The organism is Agromyces neolithicus, assembly GCF_039529735.1.
Lineage (GTDB): Bacteria > Actinomycetota > Actinomycetes > Actinomycetales > Microbacteriaceae > Agromyces > Agromyces neolithicus.
On sequence record NZ_BAAANJ010000001.1, the window covers coordinates 502,593 to 523,804 of the forward strand.

At 67.1% G+C, this 21,212-nt stretch carries 20 protein-coding genes and 2 tRNA genes; 15 read left to right on the forward strand and 7 right to left on the reverse strand.

The genetic code is table 11. From position 1 onward, the window contains the following. Window positions 1–69: 69 nt before the first annotated feature. From dnaN to ABD164_RS02435, 10 genes are all read left to right on the forward strand, one after another. Window positions 70–1,221 carry a DNA polymerase III subunit beta gene (gene dnaN / locus ABD164_RS02390; RefSeq protein WP_344293012.1) on the forward strand — a complete coding sequence of 384 codons (1,152 nt, stop codon included), beginning with the start codon at window positions 70–72 and terminating at the stop codon, window positions 1,219–1,221. A 118-nt stretch (window positions 1,222–1,339) separates the two neighbouring features. Continuing rightward, window positions 1,340–2,560 carry a DNA replication/repair protein RecF gene (gene recF / locus ABD164_RS02395; protein WP_344293013.1) on the forward strand — a complete coding sequence of 407 codons (1,221 nt, stop codon included), beginning with the start codon at window positions 1,340–1,342 and terminating at the stop codon, window positions 2,558–2,560. Beyond that, entirely contained in the window at window positions 2,553–3,068 is a 516-nt protein-coding gene (locus tag ABD164_RS02400) for a DciA family protein (RefSeq protein WP_344293015.1), read from the forward strand. Before recF ends, ABD164_RS02400 begins: the two co-directional genes overlap by 8 nt. 123 nt (window positions 3,069–3,191) lie before the next feature. Continuing rightward, the gene (gene gyrB / locus ABD164_RS02405) at window positions 3,192–5,207 is read left to right on the forward strand and encodes a DNA topoisomerase (ATP-hydrolyzing) subunit B (RefSeq protein ID WP_344293017.1); all 2,016 of its coding nucleotides are present in this window, start codon (window positions 3,192–3,194) and stop codon (window positions 5,205–5,207) included. A 100-nt stretch (window positions 5,208–5,307) separates the two neighbouring features. Next, window positions 5,308–7,905 carry a DNA gyrase subunit A gene (gyrA, locus tag ABD164_RS02410; protein ID WP_344293019.1) on the forward strand — a complete coding sequence of 866 codons (2,598 nt, stop codon included), beginning with the start codon at window positions 5,308–5,310 and terminating at the stop codon, window positions 7,903–7,905. Continuing rightward, window positions 7,898–8,302: a DUF3566 domain-containing protein gene (locus ABD164_RS02415; RefSeq protein WP_344293021.1), complete on the forward strand. Its 405-nt coding sequence runs from the start codon at window positions 7,898–7,900 to the stop codon at window positions 8,300–8,302. Before gyrA ends, ABD164_RS02415 begins: the two co-directional genes overlap by 8 nt. A gap of 134 nt (window positions 8,303–8,436) precedes the next feature. Then, a tRNA-Ile gene (locus ABD164_RS02420) sits at window positions 8,437–8,510 on the forward strand. 43 nt (window positions 8,511–8,553) lie between these two features. Beyond that, a tRNA-Ala gene (locus tag ABD164_RS02425) sits at window positions 8,554–8,626 on the forward strand. A 117-nt stretch (window positions 8,627–8,743) separates the two neighbouring features. Beyond that, entirely contained in the window at window positions 8,744–9,130 is a 387-nt protein-coding gene (locus tag ABD164_RS02430; RefSeq protein WP_344293023.1) for a phospholipase D-like domain-containing protein, read from the forward strand. 39 nt (window positions 9,131–9,169) lie between these two features. Continuing rightward, a complete protein-coding gene (locus tag ABD164_RS02435; protein ID WP_344293025.1) occupies window positions 9,170–9,613 on the forward strand; it encodes an NUDIX hydrolase in 444 nt (147 codons plus the stop codon). 198 nt (window positions 9,614–9,811) lie between these two features. Here ABD164_RS02435 and ABD164_RS02440 read toward each other — a convergent pair whose 3' ends face one another. Together ABD164_RS02440 and ABD164_RS02445 are read right to left on the reverse strand one after the other, a co-directional pair. After that, window positions 9,812–10,063 (reverse strand): hypothetical protein, encoded by a 252-nt coding sequence (locus ABD164_RS02440; RefSeq protein ID WP_344293026.1) that lies wholly within the window; start codon window positions 10,061–10,063, stop codon window positions 9,812–9,814. A gap of 593 nt (window positions 10,064–10,656) precedes the next feature. Continuing rightward, the gene (locus ABD164_RS02445) at window positions 10,657–11,175 is read right to left on the reverse strand and encodes a hypothetical protein (protein ID WP_344293028.1); all 519 of its coding nucleotides are present in this window, start codon (window positions 11,173–11,175) and stop codon (window positions 10,657–10,659) included. Window positions 11,176–11,303: 128 nt separating this feature from the next. On the opposite strand from ABD164_RS02445, the gene ABD164_RS02450 reads away from it, so the two are divergent. Next, entirely contained in the window at window positions 11,304–11,843 is a 540-nt protein-coding gene (locus ABD164_RS02450; RefSeq protein WP_344293030.1) for a peptidylprolyl isomerase, read from the forward strand. A gap of 7 nt (window positions 11,844–11,850) precedes the next feature. Continuing rightward, entirely contained in the window at window positions 11,851–12,708 is an 858-nt protein-coding gene (locus ABD164_RS02455) for a rhomboid family intramembrane serine protease (protein WP_344293032.1), read from the forward strand. Between the two features lie 235 nt (window positions 12,709–12,943). Here ABD164_RS02455 and ABD164_RS02460 read toward each other — a convergent pair whose 3' ends face one another. Then, complete coding sequence (locus ABD164_RS02460) at window positions 12,944–13,192, reverse strand: cell division protein CrgA (protein WP_425545895.1); 249 nt, start codon at window positions 13,190–13,192, stop codon at window positions 12,944–12,946. 185 nt (window positions 13,193–13,377) lie between these two features. Between ABD164_RS02460 and ABD164_RS02465 the strand changes: the two genes are divergently transcribed. From ABD164_RS02465 to ABD164_RS02475, 3 genes are read left to right on the forward strand one after another with little or no spacing between them, the layout of a single operon-like run. Further along, the gene (locus ABD164_RS02465) at window positions 13,378–14,118 is read left to right on the forward strand and encodes a class E sortase (protein ID WP_344293036.1); all 741 of its coding nucleotides are present in this window, start codon (window positions 13,378–13,380) and stop codon (window positions 14,116–14,118) included. Continuing rightward, window positions 14,115–14,282, forward strand: coding sequence for a hypothetical protein (locus ABD164_RS02470; RefSeq protein WP_344293393.1), 168 nt, complete (start codon window positions 14,115–14,117; stop codon window positions 14,280–14,282). The genes ABD164_RS02465 and ABD164_RS02470 overlap by 4 nt, the downstream gene beginning before the upstream one ends. Further along, window positions 14,279–14,920 (forward strand): anthranilate synthase component II, encoded by a 642-nt coding sequence (locus ABD164_RS02475; RefSeq protein ID WP_344293038.1) that lies wholly within the window; start codon window positions 14,279–14,281, stop codon window positions 14,918–14,920. The genes ABD164_RS02470 and ABD164_RS02475 overlap by 4 nt, the downstream gene beginning before the upstream one ends. 9 nt (window positions 14,921–14,929) lie before the next feature. Here ABD164_RS02475 and pknB read toward each other — a convergent pair whose 3' ends face one another. From pknB to ABD164_RS02495, 4 genes are all read right to left on the reverse strand, one after another. Then, window positions 14,930–16,624: a Stk1 family PASTA domain-containing Ser/Thr kinase gene (gene pknB / locus ABD164_RS02480; protein WP_344293040.1), complete on the reverse strand. Its 1,695-nt coding sequence runs from the start codon at window positions 16,622–16,624 to the stop codon at window positions 14,930–14,932. 75 nt (window positions 16,625–16,699) lie between these two features. Beyond that, window positions 16,700–18,388: a protein kinase domain-containing protein gene (locus ABD164_RS02485; protein WP_344293042.1), complete on the reverse strand. Its 1,689-nt coding sequence runs from the start codon at window positions 18,386–18,388 to the stop codon at window positions 16,700–16,702. After that, a complete protein-coding gene (locus tag ABD164_RS02490) occupies window positions 18,385–19,839 on the reverse strand; it encodes a peptidoglycan D,D-transpeptidase FtsI family protein (protein ID WP_344293044.1) in 1,455 nt (484 codons plus the stop codon). Before ABD164_RS02490 ends, ABD164_RS02485 begins: the two co-directional genes overlap by 4 nt. Next, window positions 19,836–21,170 carry an FtsW/RodA/SpoVE family cell cycle protein gene (locus ABD164_RS02495; protein WP_344293046.1) on the reverse strand — a complete coding sequence of 445 codons (1,335 nt, stop codon included), beginning with the start codon at window positions 21,168–21,170 and terminating at the stop codon, window positions 19,836–19,838. The genes ABD164_RS02490 and ABD164_RS02495 overlap by 4 nt, the downstream gene beginning before the upstream one ends. Window positions 21,171–21,212 lie beyond the last annotated feature (42 nt).

Here is a 21,212-nt window from a genome sequence, read left to right on the forward strand (position 1 = left end):
GCCCCACCCCGCGAAGGGCTCTGCGGATAGCATGGGAGCCACTATTGCGACATCCACGACGGGAGAACCGTGAAGTTCCAGGTCAATCGCGACGTCTTCAGTGAGGCCGTTTCCTTCGCCGTCAAGCTGCTCCCACAGCGCACGACCCTGCCGATCCTCTCCGGCGTGCTGATCCAGGCGAACGCCGACGGGCTCGTGCTCTCGTCGTTCGACTACGAAGTGTCGTCGCAGACCGAGATCCAGGCCGACGTCGAAGAGCCGGGCACGGTGCTCGTGTCGGGCAGGCTGCTGGCCGAGATCGCCGGTCGTCTGCCGAACGCACCCGTGCGTATCGCCACCGAAGAGAGCCGCATCTCGGTGAGCTGCGGCTCAGCGAGCTTCACCCTGCTGTCGATGCCGGTCGAGGAGTACCCCTCGATCCCCGAGATCGGCGAGCAGTCGGGCGTCGTGCCGGCCGAGGAGTTCTCGGCCGCGGTCGCGCAGGTGGCCGTCGCCGCGTCGCGCGACGATGTCACCCCTGTCATCACGGGCGTGCAACTCGAGGTGCGCGAGAACAGCCTCGGCCTCGTCGCCACCGACCGCTACCGGGTCGCCGTGCGCGAGATCGACTGGGACGGCGGCACGGTCGCCGGCGACTCAGAGGTCGTGACCGCACTGGTGCCGGCGCGCACCCTGCAAGAAGTCGGCAAGACCTTCGGTCACTCAGGCACGATCTCAGTGGCCATCACGAGCCGCGACGACCGTGAGCTCATCGCGTTCAGCGCCGACAAGAAGACGGTCACGTCGCTGCTCATCAAGGGCAACTTCCCGCCGGTGCGCCGACTCTTCCCCGAGACGGTCGACAACTACGCGGTCATGAACACCGCCGACCTCATCGAGGCGACCCGACGAGTCGCGCTCGTGCTCGAGCGCGAGGCCGCGCTGCGGTACAGCTTCACCGCCGACGGGCTGACGCTCGAGGCGATCGGCAGCGAGCAGGCGCAGGCGTCCGAGTCGATCGATGCGATCCTCACCGGCGACGACACGGTCGTCTCACTCAAACCGCAGTTCCTGCTCGACGGGCTGGGCGCGGTGCATTCCGAGTACGTGCGCATCTCATTCACCAAGACCGAGAATCCCAACAAGCCCGGCCCGGTGCTGATCACGAGCCAGACGTCGCGCGAGCAGGCCGGTGCCGACAGCTACCGCTACCTGCTGCAGCCCAACCTGCTGCTGCGCTGAGGTCGATCGGCGGCGAGCGCATCGAGACCCCGAACCTCGATTCATCGATCGGATGTCCCGTGCCGGTTGTCGGCGGTCGCGGGTAGCGTAGTCGGGGTTCGAGAGAAGGAGGCCGCCCGTGTACGTCGCGCGCCTCTCACTGACCGACTACCGCAACTACGACTCGGCCGAGTTGACGCTCGGGCCGGGCGCGACCGTGCTCGTCGGCCGCAACGGGCAGGGCAAGACCAACCTCGTCGAGTCGATCGGTTACCTCGCCACGCTCGGGTCCCACCGGGTGTCGGGCGACCAGGCGCTCATCAGGGCCGGCGCCGACGCTGCAGTGATCCGGGCCCTACTCACCCATGGCGACCGAGAACTGCTCGTCGAGTTGCAACTCAACCGCCAGGGCGCCAATCGAGCTCAACTGAATCGATCGGTGGTGAAGACGCGCGAGTTGCCGCGATACGCGCACAGCGTGCTGTTCGCGCCTGAAGATCTCGCCATCGTGCGCGGCGAGCCCGGGGTGCGCCGCCGGATGCTCGACGAGCTGCTCGTGCAGCGCACTCCACGACTCTCGGGTGTCATGGCCGATTACGAGCGTGTGCTCAGGCAGCGCAACTCATTGCTGAAGAGCGCCCGCGCGCGCGGACTGGCGGCCGACCGGTTGCCCACGCTCGACATCTGGGACGAGCGGCTCGTGGCACTCGGCTCCGAGATCATCGACCAGCGGCTCGCGCTCGTCGCCGAGTTGGGCCATCCGGTGGCCGCGGCGTACCAGTCGATCGTCGATGCCGATCACCGACCCGAGCTTCGGGCGGTGCTGTCGATCGATGGGGCCGATCCCGACGATGAGCTCGGCACCGCCGGTCGAGTAGTGAGCGCCGGCGAGCGTATCGAGACCTCGCAACCGGGTCTCGATACGGCGCTGCGCGCCTACTCGACCGACGACACCGCTTCACGCTTCGCGGATGCCCTTCGAGCGCTTCGCCCGAAAGAGCTCGAGCGCGGGGTCACTCTTGCCGGCCCTCACCGTGACGACCTGTTGCTACTGCTCAACGGACTTCCCGCCAAGGGGTATGCGAGCCATGGCGAATCCTGGTCGTTCGCGCTCGCACTGCGGCTCGCCTCGGCCGAGCTCCTGCGCCGCGATTCGACCACCGGCGACCCGGTGCTCGTGCTCGACGACGTGTTCGCCGAACTCGACCGACTGCGCCGGCAGCGGCTCGCCGAGGCCATCGGCGGGTTCGAGCAGGTGCTCGTCACCGCCGCGGTGCTCGAAGACGTGCCCGAACCGCTGACGGCCCGCATCGTGCACATCGACGCCGGCCGCATCGTCGAGGCGGGCGCCGATGCCTGAGCCGACGAACTCCGAGGCCGCCCGCGTCTACCAGCACTTCCGTGAGATCTTCGGCGGCGAGCCGCGCGGGCGGGCCGGCCGCGCCGGCAGGGTGCGCACCCGCGAGACCTCGGGAGCTTCGGCGGGTCGAGGCACCGAGCCCTTCACCTCGGGTCGCGACCCGAAGGCGCTCGGCGCGACCCTCGACGGGCTGAGCTCGCAGCTCGGGTGGACCGGCCCGCTCTCGCAGCACGAAGTGCTCGCGTCATGGGCCGAGGTCGTCGGCGAAGAGACCGCACGGCACACCGAGGCCATCGCCATCGAAGGCGGCGTGCTGCAGGTGCGCTGCGAGTCGACGGCGTGGGCGACGCAGCTGCGGCTCATGCGAACGCAACTCGTCACCGAGATCGCATCGAGGTTCCCCGGGGCGGCGGTAGAGACGATCCGCTTCCAAGGGCCCGATGCCCCCACCTGGAAAAGGGGTCCCAGATCGGTTCCAGGGCGCGGTCCACGCGATACCTACGGCTGAGAAGGCGAAAACGGTCACTGAGGCCGCTTCATCGTCTCAGATCGGCGCTTCCGGCCTGCGGAACAGGCGCGATTTGATAGGGTTAAGGGTCGCCAGAATGACGGTCAGGAGCCCGATTCACACATGACAGCCGAACCCACGAAGGCCCAGCAGACGCCGGCATATGGTGCTGATGAGATCCAGGTACTCGAGGGCCTCGAAGCGGTTCGCAAGCGGCCGGGTATGTACATCGGCTCGACCGGTCCCCGAGGCCTTCACCATCTCGTCTCCGAGATCGTCGACAACTCGGTCGACGAGGCGCTTGCGGGCTACGCCACCGCGATCGATGTCACGATCCTCGCCGATGGCGGCGTGCGCGTCATCGACGACGGCCGCGGCATCCCGGTCGACATCCACAAGACCGAGGGCCGCTCCACCGTCGAGGTCGTGCACACCGTGCTGCACGCGGGCGGCAAGTTCGGCGGCGGCGGCTATGCGGTCTCGGGCGGGCTGCACGGCGTCGGGGCATCCGTTGTCAATGCACTGTCGACGAAGTTCGACGTCGAAGTACGTCGGCAGGGTCACGTGTGGCGCCAGTCCTTCAGCGTCGGCGTGCCCGACGCAGCGCTCTCGAAAGACGAGCCCAGCGATGTGACCGGCACCACCACCACCTTCTGGCCGAGTGCCGACATCTTCGAGACCGTTGAATTCGACTACGAGACGCTGCGCGCCCGATTCCAGCAGATGGCCTTCCTCAACAAGGGCCTGCGTATCACGCTCACCGACGAGCGCAGCGGCCATGTCGAGATCGATCCCGATGACACTCCGACGACGGATGCGATCACCATCCCCGCCCAGCGCACCGACACGTTCCTCTACGAGCGAGGCCTCGTCGATTACGTCGAGTACCTCAACCGGTCGAAGAAGTCCGATCTCGTCAACGAAGAGATCATCTCGTTCGAATCAGAGGACACCGGTCGAAAGATCGCCCTCGAGGTCGCGATGCAGTGGACCACCGCATACACCGAGTCGGTGCACACGTACGCGAACACCATCAACACGCACGAGGGAGGAACCCACGAAGAGGGGTTCCGCGCCGCACTGACGACGCTCATCAACCGCTACGCGCGCGAGAAGGGCATTCTGAAAGAGAAAGACGACAACCTCTCGGGCGACGATGTTCGCGAGGGCCTCACCGCGGTGATCTCGGTCAAGCTCTCCGAGCCGCAATTCGAGGGCCAGACCAAGACCAAGCTCGGCAACACCGAGGCGAAGTCGTTCGTGCAGAAGGTCACGGGCGATCAGCTCGGCGATTGGTTCGAACGCAACCCCGCGCAGGCGCGAGACATCATCCGCAAGGCGATCCAGGCCGCCACCGCCCGCATCGCCGCCCGCAAGGCGCGCGAGGCGACCCGGCGCAAGGGTTTGCTCGAATCCGGCGGAATGCCCGGCAAGCTCAAGGACTGCTCCTCGAAAGACCCGTCGATCTCCGAGATCTTCATCGTCGAGGGCGATTCGGCCGGCGGCTCCGCCGTGCAGGGGCGCAATCCCGAGACCCAGGCGATCCTGCCGTTGCGGGGCAAGATCTTGAACGTCGAGAAGGCACGCCTCGACCGGGCGCTCGCCAACAATGAGGTGCAGGCGATGATCACGGCGTTCGGCGCCGGCATCGGCGAGGACTTCAACCCCGACAAGGCCAGGTACCACAAGATCGTGCTCATGGCCGACGCCGACGTCGACGGCCAGCACATCACGACCCTGCTGCTCACCCTGCTGTTCCGCTACATGCGGCCGCTCATCGAGCTGGGGTACGTGTACCTCGCCCAACCGCCGCTCTACCGCCTCAAGTGGACCAATGCCGACCACGAGTACGTCTACTCCGACAAAGAACGCGATGCGCTGCTCGCGGCGGGGGTCACGGCGGGCAAGCGAATCCCGAAAGACAACGGGGTTCAGCGCTACAAGGGTCTCGGCGAGATGAACCACCAAGAACTGTGGGAGACCACGATGAACCCCGAGACCCGCACGCTGTTGCAGGTCACCATGGACGACGCGGCCGCCGCCGACGAGATCTTCTCGACCCTCATGGGCGAAGACGTCGAGAGCCGCCGCAACTTCATCCAGAAGAACGCGAAGGACGTGCGTTTCCTTGACATTTGATCGCATGAGCCGCGCCAGCGGCGACTCGATCAAGGTCGAGTAGCCGGCCCTTCCGGCCGGCGCATCGAGACCCAGACTGCGAGAGACGAGAACCACGAAGATGGCAGACGAGACCGACAACATCGACGGCCCAGGCATCCACGGCAAGATCGACCAGGTCGACCTGCAGCTCGAGATGCAGCGGTCGTACCTCGACTACGCGATGAGCGTGATCGTGGGTCGTGCGCTGCCCGACGTGCGCGACGGCCTCAAGCCCGTGCACCGCCGTGTGATCTACGCGATGTACGACGGCGGGTACCGCCCTGACAAGGCCTTCTCGAAGTGCGCGCGTGTCGTCGGCGACGTCATGGGCCAGTTCCACCCGCATGGCGACACGGCGATCTACGACGCCCTGGTGCGCCTCGTGCAGCCGTGGAGCATGCGCTACCCGCTCGCGCTCGGCCAGGGCAACTTCGGCTCGCCCGGCAATGACGGCGCCGCCGCCCCCCGATACACCGAGACGAAGATGGCGCCGCTCGCCCTCGAGATGGTGCGCGACATCGACGAAGAGACCGTCGACTTCCAAGACAATTACGACGGTCGCACCCAGGAGCCGTCGATCCTGCCGTCGCGGTTCCCGAACCTGCTCGTCAACGGCTCGGTCGGCATCGCCGTCGGCATGGCCACGAACATTCCGCCGCACAATCTGCGCGAGGTCGCCTCGGGCGCCCAGTGGTACCTCGAGCACCCCGAAGCCACGCGTGAAGAGCTGCAAGAGGCCCTGATGCAGCGCATCAAGGGCCCCGACTTCCCGACCGGTGCGCAGGTCCTCGGCGTCAAGGGCATCAACGACGCCTACCGCACGGGCCGCGGCTCGATCACGATGCGCGCCGTCGTCTCGGTCGAAGAGCTGCAGGGCCGCACGTGCCTCGTGGTCACCGAGTTGCCCTACCAGGTGAACCCCGACAACCTCGCCATCAAGATCGCCGACCTCGTCAAAGACGGCAAGATCGGCGGCATCGCCGACATCCGCGACGAGACGTCGGGGCGCACGGGCCAGCGCCTCGTCATCGTGCTGAAGCGCGATGCGGTGGCGAAGGTCGTGCTCAACAACCTCTACAAGCACACCCAGTTGCAAGACAACTTCGGCGCGAACATGCTCGCGATCGTCGACGGCGTGCCGCGCACCCTGTCGATCGACGGGTTCATCGCGCACTGGGTAGACCACCAGATCGACGTCATCGTGCGGCGCACGCAGTACCGCCTGCGCAAGGCCGAAGAGCGCATGCACATCCTGCGCGGCTACCTCAAAGCGCTCGACGCGCTCGACGAGGTCATCGCACTCATCCGCGCATCGGCGACGGTCGACGATGCGCGCGACGGCCTCAAGGCTCTTCTCGACATCGACGACCTGCAGGCGGACGCGATCCTCGCGATGCAGCTGCGTCGCCTGGCTGCGCTCGAGCGTCAGAAGATCATCGACGAGGCCGAGGCCCTCGAGGCCGAGATCATCGACTTCCGCGACATCCTCGCGCGCCCCGAGCGCCAGCGCACGATCGTCTCCGACGAGCTCGCTGAGATCGTGGCGAAATACGGCGACGAGCGCCGCACCCACATCCTGCCGGGCTACGACGGCGACATGTCGGTCGAAGACCTCATCCCCGAAGAAGAGATGGTGGTCACGGTCACCCGCGGCGGCTACGTCAAGCGCACCCGCAGCGACAACTACCGCTCCCAGCATCGCGGCGGAAAGGGCGTCAAGGGCGCGCAGCTGCGTGCCGACGACGTCGTCGACCACTTCTTCGTCACGACGACGCACCACTGGCTGCTGTTCTTCACGAACATGGGCCGCGTGTACCGCGCGAAGGCCTACGAGATCCAAGAGGCGGGCCGCGACGCCAAGGGCCAGCACGTCGCGAACCTGCTCGAGATGCAGCCCGACGAGCACATCGCCGAGATTCTCGACATCCGCGACTACGAGGTCGCCAAGTACCTGGTGCTCGCGACCCGCGACGGCCTCGTCAAGAAGACCGCCCTCGACGAGTACGACACCAATCGCTCGCGCGGGGTCATCGCCATCAAGCTGCGCGAGGGCGACGAACTCGTGTCGGCGATGCTCGTCGACGATGGCGACGAGATCCTGCTCGTGTCGAAGAAGGGCATGTCGCTGCGCTTCGAGGCCACCGACGAGGCGCTGCGTCCAATGGGGCGCTCGACGTCGGGGGTGAAGGGCATGGCCTTCCGTGACGGAGATGCCCTGCTCGAGGCATCCGTCGTTCGCGCCTCGGCGCTGGGTGCCGACGTCGCCGAATCGCCTGGTACAGACGAATCCGACGACGCCAGGTTCGTGTTCGTCGTCACCGAGGGCGGCTACGCCAAGCGCACCGCCGTCGACCAGTACCGCCTGCAGAATCGAGGCGGACTGGGCATCAAGGTGGCGAAACTGAACGACGATCGGGGCGATCTCGCAGGCGCACTCATCGTCGGCACCGACGACGAGGTCCTTGTGGTTCTTGCCAGCGGCAAGGTGGTACGCTCTGACGTCGCCGAGGTTCCCGCCAAGGGCAGGGACACGATGGGCGTGGTGTTCGCGAAGTTCGCGGACGACGACCGCATCATCGCCATCGCGAAGAATTCCGAACGGAATCTCGTGGAGGAGGAGGCCGCAGAGTCCGAAGCGGCCGAGCCCGCGAGTGAAGGAGTAACCGACAATGAGTAGCGTCGCCGAGAAGCTGGCCCGAAAGTCGAGCAAGCGCGCGCCCGCGAAGCAGGTGCGCCTGCGGCTCGTCTACATCGACTTCTGGTCGGCCGTGAAACTGTCGTTCCTGATCGCGGTGTGCCTCGCGGTGGTGAGCATCGTCGCGACCTTCCTGATCTGGACGGTGCTGAACTCGACCGACATCTTCAACAAGCTCAACGAGCTCGTGCAAGACGTCGCGGGCACGGGCGGCGATCTGTCGTCGGTGCTCTCGCTCGGCAATGTCATGGGCTTCGCCGTCGTCGTAGCGCTGCTGAACCTCGTCGTGACCACCGCACTCGGTGCGATCCTGGCCGTGCTCTACAACCTCAGCGTGAAGATCACCGGCGGAATCCTCGTCGGCTTCACCAACAACTGACTCGCGCCGAACGCGCGAGCGTTCGACCGAGTCAGATCGAGTGGCGGCCCCTTCCGGGCCGCCGTATCGAGATCTCATCGGCCCGATTTCAAGATTCCCGCACGGTCGGGTAGTCTTTCCTCTGGCCGAAATTCGGGGATATAGCTCAGGCGGTTAGAGCGCTTCGCTGATAACGAAGAGGTCCGAGGTTCAAGTCCTCGTATCCCCACCGACAATTCCATACTCCGGTCGCCCTTTCGGGCCGGCCACTCGGGGCCTTAGCTCAGTTGGTAGAGCGCCTGCTTTGCAAGCAGGATGTCAGGAGTTCGAATCTCCTAGGCTCCACAGTTTCCAATCCACCGATTCCACACCGCAGATTCCCCTTCACGGTGTTTCCCTTCCGCTAGTGTTGGCCTCATCGGCGCGGGTGCCACCCGCGCGATCCGGCGGAAGGACGCGGCGATGCTCACCGAGTACGGTTTCTGGGACATCTTCAGCGGGCTCTTCGGGGTCTTCGTGTTCATCGCCTACCTCGTGGTGCTGTTCACGATCATCGCCGACCTCTTCCGTGACACCGAGCTCAGCGGTTGGGCCAAGGCGATCTGGCTGATCTTCCTCGTCTTCGTGCCGTTCATCACAGCTCTCGTCTACGTGATCGCCCGCGGCAAGCAGTTGGCAGCTCGCCAGCGCGAGCGGGCCAGCATCGCCAACGAGTACATCGACGACCGCGGTGGTGTTTCGGCGTACAACCCCAACGACGAGATCGCGAAGGCACAGGGCCTGCTGCGCGATGGCACGATCAGCCAGGCCGAGTACGACCGCATCCAGGCCGACACGTACAGCCAGTGACACGAGTGATGTTCCACTCACGCCCGCTACAGTGACGTGATGGACATCCGCATCGCTGCGTATGGCGTCATCATCCGCGACGGGCAGATCCTGCTGTCGCATTGGAACGAGCACGGTCGGTCAGGGTGGACCCTGCCCGGCGGCGGGGTCGAGGGCCCCGAGCATCCGCTCGAGGCGGCGCGGCGAGAGATTCGCGAAGAGACCGGGTACGAGGCATCCGTCGACCGCCTGCTCGGCATCGACACGATGGTGATTCCCGCGTCGAAGCGGCACTCGGCGACCAGCCCGCTCTACGCGATGCGGGTCATCTACCGCGCCAGTGTGATCGGCGGGGCGCTGCGCAGCGAGGTCGACGGCTCGAGCGACGAGGCACGATGGTTTCCGCTCGATGAGGTGCCTCAGCTGAAGCGGGTCAGCCTGCTCGACATCGCGCTGCGATTGAATGCGGCCGAGCCGGCTGACGGTCGACCTCCGGCGAGATAGGTCGAGCGGGCGCGAGCTGCGAACCACCCGGCGACCGCCGAGAACGTGGCAGCGCGCGGCCCCGACGTGGGCGTTCCGACCGAACCCGGCTGAACCGCTCGCGACGAGGCCGCGCGCTGCGAACTCCCGTGGGCGACGCCGTCGCGTGGGCGACGACGCCGTCCACCGGGAACTCGATGCGGGAGGCATGCATGGCGATCACCGCAGCGTCGGCGCGATCAGCGCGTTGTGCCGGGTGTTGCCGCCGAGCACTCGGTGTGCGAGCTGCGTGTTCTGACGACGCAGCAGCACCGAATCGGTACTGAGACGCTCGCTCTGGTGACGGCTGTACGCGATGAGCGCCAGACCGACGCGCAGGGCGATGCGCTCGTTCAGGCCGCGCGAGTGTGCGCGGGCGACGATGGTCGACCCGGATTGGGAGCGACCGAGGGTGAGAGAACTGGCGTTCACTTCGATTCCTTCATTTCATGGTGGGATGCACCGGTTGGTGCGGACCGCACCGGGTTCGGTGCGGGGTGCGCCGCGACCGGCGGGAATGCCGGCGAGGCGTCGTCGAGGGGGATGCACGGAGTGCGGGGAGGATGCGCTGCGTGACCGCAGGGCACGGCGAATACGGCTTGGCCGGTACGCCGGGGGCGTGAGTTGCGGCATCCGTTCGCCGTTGCGTATCACTGACGAGATATCGTCGACGGATGTCGCGGGGCGGAGCCGCGGATCACACCGCGAGGGCGGGGGCGAAACCCGGGCAGTCTTCTAGCCCGGGGCGCCGAAGCGCCCTGTTAGCAGGCGACCGCCGAGTGGAGTCTGGGGAGGAGGATCGCCGTGCGCGTCGCAGTGAATGCGGGGTTGTAGATGTGAGTCATCATCGGGATCAACTCCTCTCTCTTTGCTCTCTGGTGCGTTTGCACCGGTAACAGACACTAGCGGGGGTTTCACGTCGACCGCAAGGGGAATTCTCAGATTCCGGTCGAGAATCAGTGCCAGCCCTGAGATACGAGTGGCCCCGCCTGGTCAGGCGGGGCCACTCGGGAACTTCTGTTGCGTCAGGCGCCGGGAGTCGGACCGACGTCGGGCTCGTCGTCGGCGACCCACAGCTCGTCGTCGGCGCGGAACGTCTGCCAGACGGCATAGGCGACACCCACTGCGGCGACGATGCCCGCGCCGATCGCGAGGTAGGTGCCGACGCCGCGCCCCTTCTTCTGGTCGACGACGGCGACCGCGCGCGGCGAGACGCGCTGCACTGCCCGGCGTACGCGGGCGTCGTTGGCAATGTCGCCGATGGCGAGCACCGATCCGAGCGCGTTGCCGAGGCCGCGCTCGACGGAATCTCCGGCGACGCGGGCGTAGCCCTTCGCCTGCTCGACGGTCGGGCGAACGTAGCTCTCGTACCCGGTGCGCACCCTGGGCGCGACCTCTTCGCGCGTCAGGTGACCGAGCTGGCGGCTGGCCTCGCGAGCGACGGCATTGGCGTGCTCGAGCACGTTCTGCTGGTTTCCCCAGAGTTCCTCGGCGCTGCTGCGCAGCCGCTTGAGTTCCTTCCGGCGCTTGCGTGACAGGCTCATCTCGACCTCCATCGTTGTGCAGCGAACTCCTCCATCTTGCCACCGAACTGGCTGGAAGCGAGGTGGGAGTCGCAATCCTTCATTCCGATCCGCGAATCTGCCCCCGGTCACCGTGACAGAATGTGTGCATGCCGATTCCCACCGCAGTCGCGACGCTCAACACCAATCACGGTCCGATCAAGGTCGACCTCTATGGCGACCACGCACCGAAGACCGTCAAGAACTTCGTCGGCCTCGCCACCGGTGAGATCGAGTGGACGCACCCCGCCACCGGCGAGAAGTCCACGAAGCCGCTCTACGACGGCGTCGTCTTCCACCGCATCATCCCCGGCTTCATGATCCAGGGCGGCGACCCGCTCGGCCAGGGCGTCGGTGGCCCGGGCTACCAGTTCGACGACGAGATCAACTCCGAGCTCGACTTCACCGAGCCCTACGTGCTCGCAATGGCGAACGCCGGCATCCAGGGTGGCCGCGGCACCAACGGGTCGCAGTTCTTCATCACGGTCGGCCCGACCACCTGGCTGCAGGGCAAGCATTCGATCTTCGGCAAGGTCAACGACGCCGAGAGCCAGGCCGTCGTCGACAAGCTCGCCTCGGTCGCAACCGACGGTCGCGACCGTCCCCTCGAAGACGTCGTGATCGAGAGCATCACCGTCGAACAGGTCTGATCACCAGGTGAGCGACGCCGCCCCCGATCGTCCCGGCACCTGCTACCGGCACCCAGACCGGCCGAGCTTCGTGCTCTGCCAACGCTGCGGGCGAACCATCTGCGGCGAATGCCAGACACCGGCGCCCGTCGGGGTGATCTGCCCCGAGTGCATGCGCGAGCAGCGCGCCGCGGCGCCTCGCGCCAAGCCGGCGGTGCTCACGAGAGCCCGCGCCGCCGCCGACCGGGGCGCGCCCGTGGTGACGTATTCCCTCATCGGCATCACCCTCGCGGTGTTCGTGCTGCAACTCATCCCCGGACTCGCGATCACCGATCGGCTGCTCTACGCGGGTGTGTACGCCATTCCGGGCAATCTCGAGCCGTGGCGCATGATCACCTCGGTGTTCGTGCACTCCACGGGCCTGATCTTCCACGTGCTGCTCAACATGTACACGTTGTGGATCTTCGGGCAACTGCTCGAGGGGCTGCTCGGCCGTTGGCGGTTCCTCGCGCTCTACCTGATTTCAGGGCTCGGCGGCTCGATCGGCGTGCTCTGGCTCTCCGATCCGCGCGTGGGCGTGGTCGGGGCATCCGGTGCCATCTTCGGCCTGATGGGCGCGTTCCTCGTGATCCAGCGGCGGCTCGGCGGGCAGACGACGCAGCTGTTCGTGCTGCTCGGCATCAACCTCGTCATCGGGTTCATCCCCGGGTTCAGCATCGCCTGGCAGGCGCACCTCGGCGGCCTCGTCGTGGGCGCGCTCGTTGGGTTCATCTTCGTCGAGACCCGTCAGCGCTCACGCCAGGCCCTGCAGGTGTGGCTGCTGGCCGGCGTGGTCGTCGTGCTGTTGCTGCTGAGCCTGCGGTTCTTCGTGTTCCCCGTTTTCTGAAAGACCCTCAGTTATCCACAGTGGAGAACTTATCCACAGGTCTTTCCACAGCTGGGGAGAGTTACAGCAGTGTAATTGCCCGCCAGTTCGGGGGACATCCGCGGTCGGTCGGTTCTCCACAGGTGTGGATAACTTCGATCAAGATGATCGCGTTCGCATGAAGACGGGCGGATGCCGCAGCACCCGCCCGTCGCACGAAGACGCCGGCTCCGCACGAGAAGTGCAGGAGCCGGGGTCAGCGCCAGCGAGTGGTCATGAGAAAGCCGACGAAGGCGATGCCGAAGCCGATGAGAATGTTCCACGAGCCGAGGTCGGGAATCGGGAAACGCCCCTGGCTCACGTAGAAGACGATGATCCAGGCGAGCCCGATCAGCATGAAGCCGAACATGACGGGCTTGAACCAGACCGGGTTCGGAGCCTCTTCGCCGCTCGTCGCTTCAGCGCGCTGGGGCTTCGATGATTTTGCACGTGCCATGCGGGTGATTCTAGCCGAGGGAACAGTGCCCACCCACCGCGAGCTTTCGCCGGGGGCTCGAGCACAACCGGGCGGTCTCGACCGGGCGGCATAGAATCGCTCGTATGTCCGTGTCGCCGCCTGCCGTTGGTGGGCCACTGGACGGGTTGCCCCCCGACCGCCCGCAACCTGAAGGTCGGCGCCCGCGTCGCCGCGTGAGCGTCGCCGGTGTGCTGGGTGAGTTGCTGCTCACGGCCGGCGCGGTGATCATGCTGTTCCTCGGCTGGCAGCTCTGGTGGAACGACGCGATCGTAGCCGGGCAGCAGTCGAGCGCCGCCTCGCAGTTGAGCTCGCAATGGAGCGAACAGCAGGCCGGCCGGGGGAGCGTGTCGACGCCGCGCGCGCAGTTTGTCGAACCCGAGCAGCCCATCGAGCCCGTCGTCGACACCACGCGGCACTCGAACGCCGAGGCGTTCGCGGTGATGTACGTGCCCCGGTTCGGCGACGACTCGCAGCGCACGATCGCCGAGGGCACCGGCCTCGACGTGCTCAACAGTGCCGACCTCGGCGTCGGTCACTACCCCGGAACGCAGGCACCCGGCGAGGTCGGCAATTTCGCGATCGCCTCGCACCGCAGCGCCTACAGCGGGGGAATGCATGAGATCGAGCAACTGCAGCTCGGCGATGCGATCTACGTGCAGACGAAGCACGGCTGGTACACCTACCGCTTCCACGACCTCGAGTACGTGACGCCTCAGACCGTGGAGGTGCTCGCACCCGTGCCGCACCACCCCGAGCTGACGCCGACCGACCGCATCATCACGCTCACGAGCTGCAATCCCCTGTACTCGACCGACGAGCGGGTCATCGCCTACGGTGTGCTGGAGTCGTGGCAGCCCGCCGCGGCCGGGGCGCCGGCCGAGATCGCCGACATCGTCGCCGGCTGGGGGGTGTGACCGTGTACGTTGCACTCTGGCGTGTTCTTCCGGGGCCGGCCTGGCTCCGGGTCATCCTGCTGCTCGTGCTCGCCGCAGCCGTCGTCTTCGCGCTCTTCACGTTCGTGTTCCCGTGGGCCGACGCGATCCTCAACCCCATCAACGTCACCGTGGAGCGACCATGACCCGAATCCTCGTCATCGACAACTACGACAGCTTCGTCTACACGCTGAACGGCTACCTGCGCGAGCTCGGCGCCGACACCGAAGTGGTGCGCAACGACGACATCGCCGTCGCCGACGTGCCCGCGACGATCGCCGAGTACGACGCGGTGCTCATCTCGCCCGGGCCGGGCAAGCCGGCCGATGCCGGAATCTCGATCCCCGTCGTCGAGGCTGCGCTCGCGAGCGGACAACCGATCCTCGGTGTGTGCCTCGGCCACCAGGCGATCGCCGAGGCGTTCGGCGCGGTCGTCACGAACGCCGAAGAGCTCATGCACGGCAAGACGTCGCGCATCGAGCACGACGCGAGCCCGTTCTACGACGGCGTGCCGCAGCCGTTCACCGCCACGAGGTACCACTCGCTCGCCATCGTCGACGGCACGATGCCGCCCGAACTCGTGGTGACGAGTCGCACCCAGGGCGGCGTCATCATGGGGCTTCGACATGTGACCGCGCCGATCTACGGGGTGCAGTTCCATCCTGAGTCGGTCCTCACCGAGGGCGGTTACCGCATGCTCGGCAACTGGCTCGCCGTCGCCGGGCTGCCCGAGGCGCGCGAGCGGGCCCAGAGCCTCAACCCTTTGGTGCGCCCGACGGCGTAGCGCCGCGACTCAGCCGGCGCAGTAGGTGAGCTGCACCTCGGAGTGCTGCGGCACGTCGCCGGGCGCAAGCGACTGGTGCGTGATCGGCGAACCCGGCGCGGTGGGGCACCCCGCGTCGGGCACCGGAACCGGGGTGAGTTGCAGGTTGTCGGCCGTCAGGTAATCGGATGCCGCTGCCAATGTCTGCCCCGTGAGATCGGGGAGCAGCACCATTCCGTTCGAGAGCACGAACTCGACCGTGGAGCCCATCTCGACCGAGGCGCCGGCCTCGGGCGAGGTCGACAGCACGGTGTCTGCCGCCACGGTGGGCGAGTACTCGCGTGTCTCTTGGCCGGGAACAAGGCCGACGGCCTCGAGCGCGGCCTTCGCGTCGGCGAGGGTCATGTTGGTCAGCGCGGGGACCGCCACGGCCTCACGACCGGTCGAGACATGCACGGTGATGACCGTGCCGGCATCGACGATGTCGCCTGCGGCCGGAACCGTGTCGATCACCTGGTCGGCCGGAACGGTGTCGCTCGTCTCGTCGATGCGCTGCGCCGTCAACCCCATGGCCGTGAGTTGCTCGACGGCCGCCTCGTACGCGACCCCGGTCAGCACTGGCACCTCGCGCGCGTTCGAGGGCAGGTCATCGGCGGGCTGCAGGTTGAACGCCCAGTACATGACGGCGATGACGATGACGACGACGCCGATGATGCCCGACCAGATCCAGATCGCCGGAGGACGTCGCTGGGTGCGGGCCATCGTCTCGTCTTCAGTGAGCTGGCGCAGCGCGAGCTCGGAGCTCGAGAGGGATGCGGTGGGCGCTCCGAAGAGCAGTTGCGATTCGGTCGGCTTCTCGTGGACGGGTACGCGACCGGCGGCCGCGGTGTCGACGTCGGCACGGAACTCGACCGCGGTCTGGTAACGGTCGTCGCGGTTCTTCGCGAGCGCGTGCAGCACGACCGCATCGAGCGCCGGCGAGACCTTGGGGTTGATGACACTCGGCTTGACCGGTCGCTCGCTGACGTGCTGGTAGGCGACGGCGACGGGCGTGTCGCCGCGGAACGGCGGACGCCCGGTGAGCATCTCGAACAGGACGACACCGGTGGAGTACAGGTCGGTGCGGGCATCGACGGTCTCGCCCTTGGCCTGCTCGGGTGAGAAGTACGAGGCGGTGCCGAGTATCGCGGTGGTCTGCGCGACCGTGGTCGACGAGTCGGAGACGGCGCGGGCGATTCCGAAGTCCATGACCTTCACCTGGCCGGTGGTGGTGATCATGATGTTGCCCGGCTTGATGTCGCGGTGCACGACCCCGGCACGGTGGGAGTACTCGAGCGCCGTGAGCACGCCGTCGATGACCCGCACCGCCGCGGCGGGCTCGAGCGGGCCGTCGTGGATGATGTCTTTGAGCAGGCGCCCCTCGACGAACTCCATGATGATGAACGGCAGCTGCACCTCGTGGCCCGAGGCGTCGACGACGGTCTCTTCGCCGGCATCGAAGACGCGCACGATAGTGGGGTGGGCCATGCGTGCGGCCGACTGCGCCTCCTGCCGGAACCGCATGCGGAACGCCGGGTCGGTGGCGAGTTGCGGCTTGAGCAGCTTGATCGCCACCTGGCGGCCCAGGCGGGTGTCGGTGCCGACATGCACGTCGGCCATTCCGCCGCGCCCGATGAGCGAGCCCACGCGATATCGCCCGGCGAGGACTCGTCCTTCATCGCTCACGGTGCGCGGCTCCTCTCAGGGTCTCATCGTGTTCGCCGACTGGCGCCGTCGGTCGGCGTCGGGCGTCGGGTTCGGCTACTCGGTGTCGGGCCCGGCGATCACGTTGACGGGGGCTGCGGGAGAGAACGGCGAGCTGAGCTGACCGCAGAAGTACTGGTAGGTCACGTTCACAGTGCCCTCGCCAGTGGTGGTGATCGAGACGTTCGTGGCGCCGGCCCCGAGCGGCGGAGCGGCGTTGGCCGGACCGTCGACGTTGACCTGGTAACCCGACAGGGTCTGCCCGGCAGGGCAGGTCGCGGTGGGCCACGAGACGGTGAACGCCTCGCCGTTGCGTACCTCGACCGGGTCGACGTTCGGTGCCGCGCCGGGTGCCGCCGGCGTCTCTGGTGCCGCGTAGTACGTGATCGTCACTTCACTGCCGATCTTAACCGGCCCGGTGGGGTTCACGGCGTAGACGAGGCCCTCTTGGTCGGGCGCCGTTGCGGCATTGCCTTCGACCGCGTTGGCGACCATGCCGAGGCCGTCGAGCTTCGCCCGCGCGTCGTCGACCGAGAGCCCGACGAAGTCGTCGGGGTTGATCTGCGCCGTCGTCGGGGTCGTCTCAGTCGGCGTGGGCGGTGGCGACGTCGGGGTCTGCGCGGTCGAGGGCGGCGTCGACGGCGTGGACGACTTGGGCGCCTCGTTGCCCGCGTTCACTGCGAAGGCGATGATCGTGCCGATGAGCACGATCGCGAGCAGGGCGATGAGCACGATGAGCGGCCACGTCCACGGGCTGCGCTTCTTCTTCTCGGCCTCTTCGCCTTCACCCGGCTCACCGTCGCCCGGGACGCCCGAGGGAATCACGGTCGTGGCCGCGGTCGCTCCCTGCTGCGGCATGAGCATCGTCGCGGCGGTGATGCCGGCGGCACCGAGCACCGCGGGGACTGCGGCCGCTGCCGCCTGCACGTCGCCGCGGCGCAGGGCCGTCGCGGCGCGCGCGAGGTGCGCCGCCGACTGCGGGCGGTCGGCGGGGTTCTTGGCGATGCACGAGTAGACGAGGTTGCGCACCGGCTCGGAGACCGTGACGGGAAGGTCGGGCGGCGTCTCGTTGATCTGCGCCATGGCGATCGCCACCTGCGACTCGCCGGTGAACGGCCGGCGACCGGCGAGGGCCTCGTAGGCGACGATGCCGAGCGAGTAGATGTCGGTGGTGGGCGACGCGGGGTGGCCCGACGCCTGCTCGGGCGAGAGGTACTGCACGGTGCCCATGACCTGGCCGGTCGCGGTGAGCGGCACTTGGTCGGCGATGCGGGCGATGCCGAAGTCGGTGATCTTCACCCGGCCGTCGGGGGTGATGAGCAGGTTGCCGGGCTTGATGTCGCGGTGCACGAGACCGGCCGCGTGGGCGGCCTGCAGCGCCGACGCGGTCTGCGCGACGATGTCGAGCACCTTGTCGGTCGAGAGCACGTGCTCGCGCTCGAGGATCGTCGAGAGCGCCTCGCCGGGCACGAGCTCCATGACGAGGTAGGCGCTGCCCTCTTCTTCGCCGTAGTCGAAGACGTTCGCGATGCCCTCGTGGTTGACGAGGGCGGCATGACGGGCCTCGGCGCGGAACCGCTCGAGGAAGCCCGGGTCGCCCAGGTACTCGTCCTTGAGGATCTTGATGGCGACCTGACGACCGATCACGAGGTCGGTGGCTTGCCACACCTCGCCCATGCCGCCGATCGCGATCCGCGACTGGAGTTCGTAGCGCCCCCCGAAGGTGAGCCCTGCGCTCGGTCTCATTTGTTCAGCACCGCCTCTAGTACCTGCTTTGCGATGGGTGCGGCGATGAGATTGCCGTACCCCTCCTGACCCAGTCCTCCGCCGTCTTCCACGAGCACCGTGATTGCGTACTGAGGGTTGTCGGCGGGGGCAAAACCGGTGAACCAGAGAGTGTACGGGTCATTCTCGCCGTTCTCTGCCGTTCCCGTCTTACCCGCCACGTTGACGCCGTCTATTCTTGCATTACTCGCAGCCCCGTTCTCGACGCCGTTGACCATCATCTGCACCATCGTGTCGGCGGTCTGCTCGCTGACCGCACGCCCGAACTCTGCGGGCTCGAACTCCTGCAGCGGAGTGAAGTCCGGCGCGGTGATCTGGTCGACGAGATTGGGGTTCATCACGATGCCGTTGTTGGCGATCGCCGCCGACACCATCGCCATCTGCATCGGGGTCGCCCGCACATCGCCCTGGCCGAACGCGGTCAGCGCGGTCTGGGCATCGTCGAGCCCGCGAGGGTAGGTGCTCGGCTCGGTTGCGGTGGGAATGAGGAACTCGCTGTCGAAGCCGAACTTCTCGGCTTGCGCCCGGATCGCGTTGTCACCGAGCTCGATGCCCAGCTCGGCGAACGGGATGTTGCACGAGAGGCGCAGTGCGTCGGCCAGCGTCACCGTGGCACCGCCGCCGCACGTGCCGCCGCTCGAGTTGCGCACGACCGACGTGCTTCCGGGCAGCGTGAACTCGGCAGGGTTCGGAAAGGTCGACTCGGGGGTGTACTCGCCCGACTCGAGCGCGGCCGCCGTGACGACGAGCTTGAACACCGAGCCGGGCGGGTTCATGTCGCCGCCGGTGGCACGGTTGAAGAGCGGGTCGCCGGGGTCGGCGAGCAGCCCGTCGTAGGTCGCCTGCAACTGCGTGGTGTCGTGCACGGCGAGGGAGTTCGGGTCGAACGTGGGCTTGGTCACCATCGCGAGGATGCGCCCCGTCGACGGCTCGGTGACGATGACGGCGCCGGTGTAGCCGCCGAGCGCGTCCCACGCGGCCTGCTGCGCCACCGCGTCGATGGCGACCTCGACGGATGCCCCCATCGGGTCTTGCCCGGAGATGAGGCGGTTGAGCGAGTCGAAGAACTGGCTCGACGACTGGCCGCTCAAGTAGTCGTTGAGTGATCGCTCGAGCCCGGTGGCTTCGCCGTTCACCGGGATGAAGCCGGTGATCGGCGCATACAGCGGTCCGTTGGCGTAGACGCGCTGGAACTTGTAGTCGTCGTCACTCGGCTGCGAGAACGCGATCGGCGTGCCGGCGACGAGGATCGGACCGCGCTCGACCGAGTAGCTCTCGTAGAGGGTGCGGGCGTTGCGCGGGTCGGCCGCGAGGGCGCTGGCCTGCACGTACTGGATGATCGTCGACGAGACCAGCAGCGTGACGAACATGAGCAGCGCGATGATCGAGACGCGCTTGAGTTCCCGGTTCATCCGTCGATCACCAGCCTCGGGTGGTTTCGTACGGTGTCGGAGAGCCGCAGGAGCAGGGCGACGATGATCCAGTTGGCGACAAGGGATGAACCACCCGCCGCCAGGAAGGGCGTCGTGAGGCCGGTGAGCGGGATGACCCGGGTCACGCCCCCGACGACGATGAAGACCTGCAGCGCCACGACGAAGGCGAGGCCCACGCCGAGCAGCTTGCCGAAGTCGTCTTGGCCGGCGAAGCCGATGCGGAACCCGCGGGCGACGAACAGCAGGTACAACGCGAGGATGGCGAAGACGCCGGCGAGTCCGAGCTCTTCGCCGAGGCTCGCGATGATGTAGTCGCTCTGCGGCACCGGTGTGAGGTCTGGGCGACCCTGGCCCCACCCGGTGCCGATGAGCCCGCCGTTGGCGAGGCCGAAGAGGCCCTGCACGAGCTGGTAACTGCCGCCGAACTCCTGGTCGTACCGCTCGGGATTGAGCGGGTCGAGCCAGTTGGCGAAGCGGTTGCCGACGTAGTCGAGCGTCTGGCTCGCGATGAGCGCGCCGCCGACGAACAGCGAAAGGCCGAGCACGACCCACGAGACGCGGCTCGTGGCGACGTAGAGCATGACGAGGAACAGCCCGAAGTACAGCAGCGCGGTGCCGAGGTCGCGCTGGAACACGATGACCGACATCGACAGCGCCCACACCACGAGCAGCGGCCCGAGGTCGCGTGCGCGCGGGAACTTCATGCCGAGGAACTTCGTGCCGACCATCGACAGCGAGTCGCGGTTGCGTACGAGATACCCGGCGAAGAACACGGCGAGGGCGATCTTCGCGATCTCACCCGGCTGGAACGTGGCGATCTCGCCGATGCCGATCCAGACGCGCGCCCCGCTCTCTTCACGCCCGAGGCCGGGAACGAGCGGCAGCAGCAGCAGGATGATCGCGACCAGCCCCGCGAGATACGTGTAGCGGAAGAGCACCCGGTGGTTGCGAATGACGAGGATCGTCGCGATCGCGCAGACGATCGCGATCGCGCTCCACACGATCTGCCGCACCGCGGCGCTCTCCCAGCCGGAGTCCCCGTTGGCGATGTCGATGCGGTAGATCATGGCGATGCCGAGCCCATTGAGCACGGTCGCGATCGGCAGCAGGAACGGGTCGGCGTCGCGCGCGACGAAGCGCATTGCGATGTGCAGCCCGAAGACGAGCACCGAGAGGCCGGCGCCGAGCAGCACGAGCTGGGTGTCGACGCGTCGCAGTGCACCGAGCTGCACCAGCACGATGGCAGCGGCGTTGATGAAGCATGCCACGAGCAGCAGCCAGAATTCGAGATTGCGCAGCTTCTGGGGCATCCGAATTCTTCGAATACCGGTGGGGGGCGTGCCGGTGGCGAC

What these genes read in the sequence shown, in the direction of transcription:
- ABD164_RS02435 (WP_344293025.1), top strand. Translation starts at nt 9,170, where the DNA reads ATGGACATCCGCATCGCTGCGTATGGCGTCATCATCCGCGACGGGCAG.
- ABD164_RS02400 (WP_344293015.1), top strand. Translation starts at nt 2,553, where the DNA reads ATGCCTGAGCCGACGAACTCCGAGGCCGCCCGCGTCTACCAGCACTTC.
- ABD164_RS02485 (WP_344293042.1), bottom strand. Translation starts at nt 18,388, where the DNA reads ATGAGACCGAGCGCAGGGCTCACCTTCGGGGGGCGCTACGAACTCCAG.
- ABD164_RS02445 (WP_344293028.1), bottom strand. Translation starts at nt 11,175, where the DNA reads ATGAGCCTGTCACGCAAGCGCCGGAAGGAACTCAAGCGGCTGCGCAGC.
- ABD164_RS02495 (WP_344293046.1), bottom strand. Translation starts at nt 21,170, where the DNA reads ATGCCCCAGAAGCTGCGCAATCTCGAATTCTGGCTGCTGCTCGTGGCA.
- gyrB (WP_344293017.1), top strand. Translation starts at nt 3,192, where the DNA reads ATGACAGCCGAACCCACGAAGGCCCAGCAGACGCCGGCATATGGTGCT.
- ABD164_RS02415 (WP_344293021.1), top strand. Translation starts at nt 7,898, where the DNA reads ATGAGTAGCGTCGCCGAGAAGCTGGCCCGAAAGTCGAGCAAGCGCGCG.
- ABD164_RS02450 (WP_344293030.1), top strand. Translation starts at nt 11,304, where the DNA reads ATGCCGATTCCCACCGCAGTCGCGACGCTCAACACCAATCACGGTCCG.
- ABD164_RS02475 (WP_344293038.1), top strand. Translation starts at nt 14,279, where the DNA reads ATGACCCGAATCCTCGTCATCGACAACTACGACAGCTTCGTCTACACG.
- ABD164_RS02490 (WP_344293044.1), bottom strand. Translation starts at nt 19,839, where the DNA reads ATGAACCGGGAACTCAAGCGCGTCTCGATCATCGCGCTGCTCATGTTC.
- ABD164_RS02430 (WP_344293023.1), top strand. Translation starts at nt 8,744, where the DNA reads ATGCTCACCGAGTACGGTTTCTGGGACATCTTCAGCGGGCTCTTCGGG.
- gyrA (WP_344293019.1), top strand. Translation starts at nt 5,308, where the DNA reads ATGGCAGACGAGACCGACAACATCGACGGCCCAGGCATCCACGGCAAG.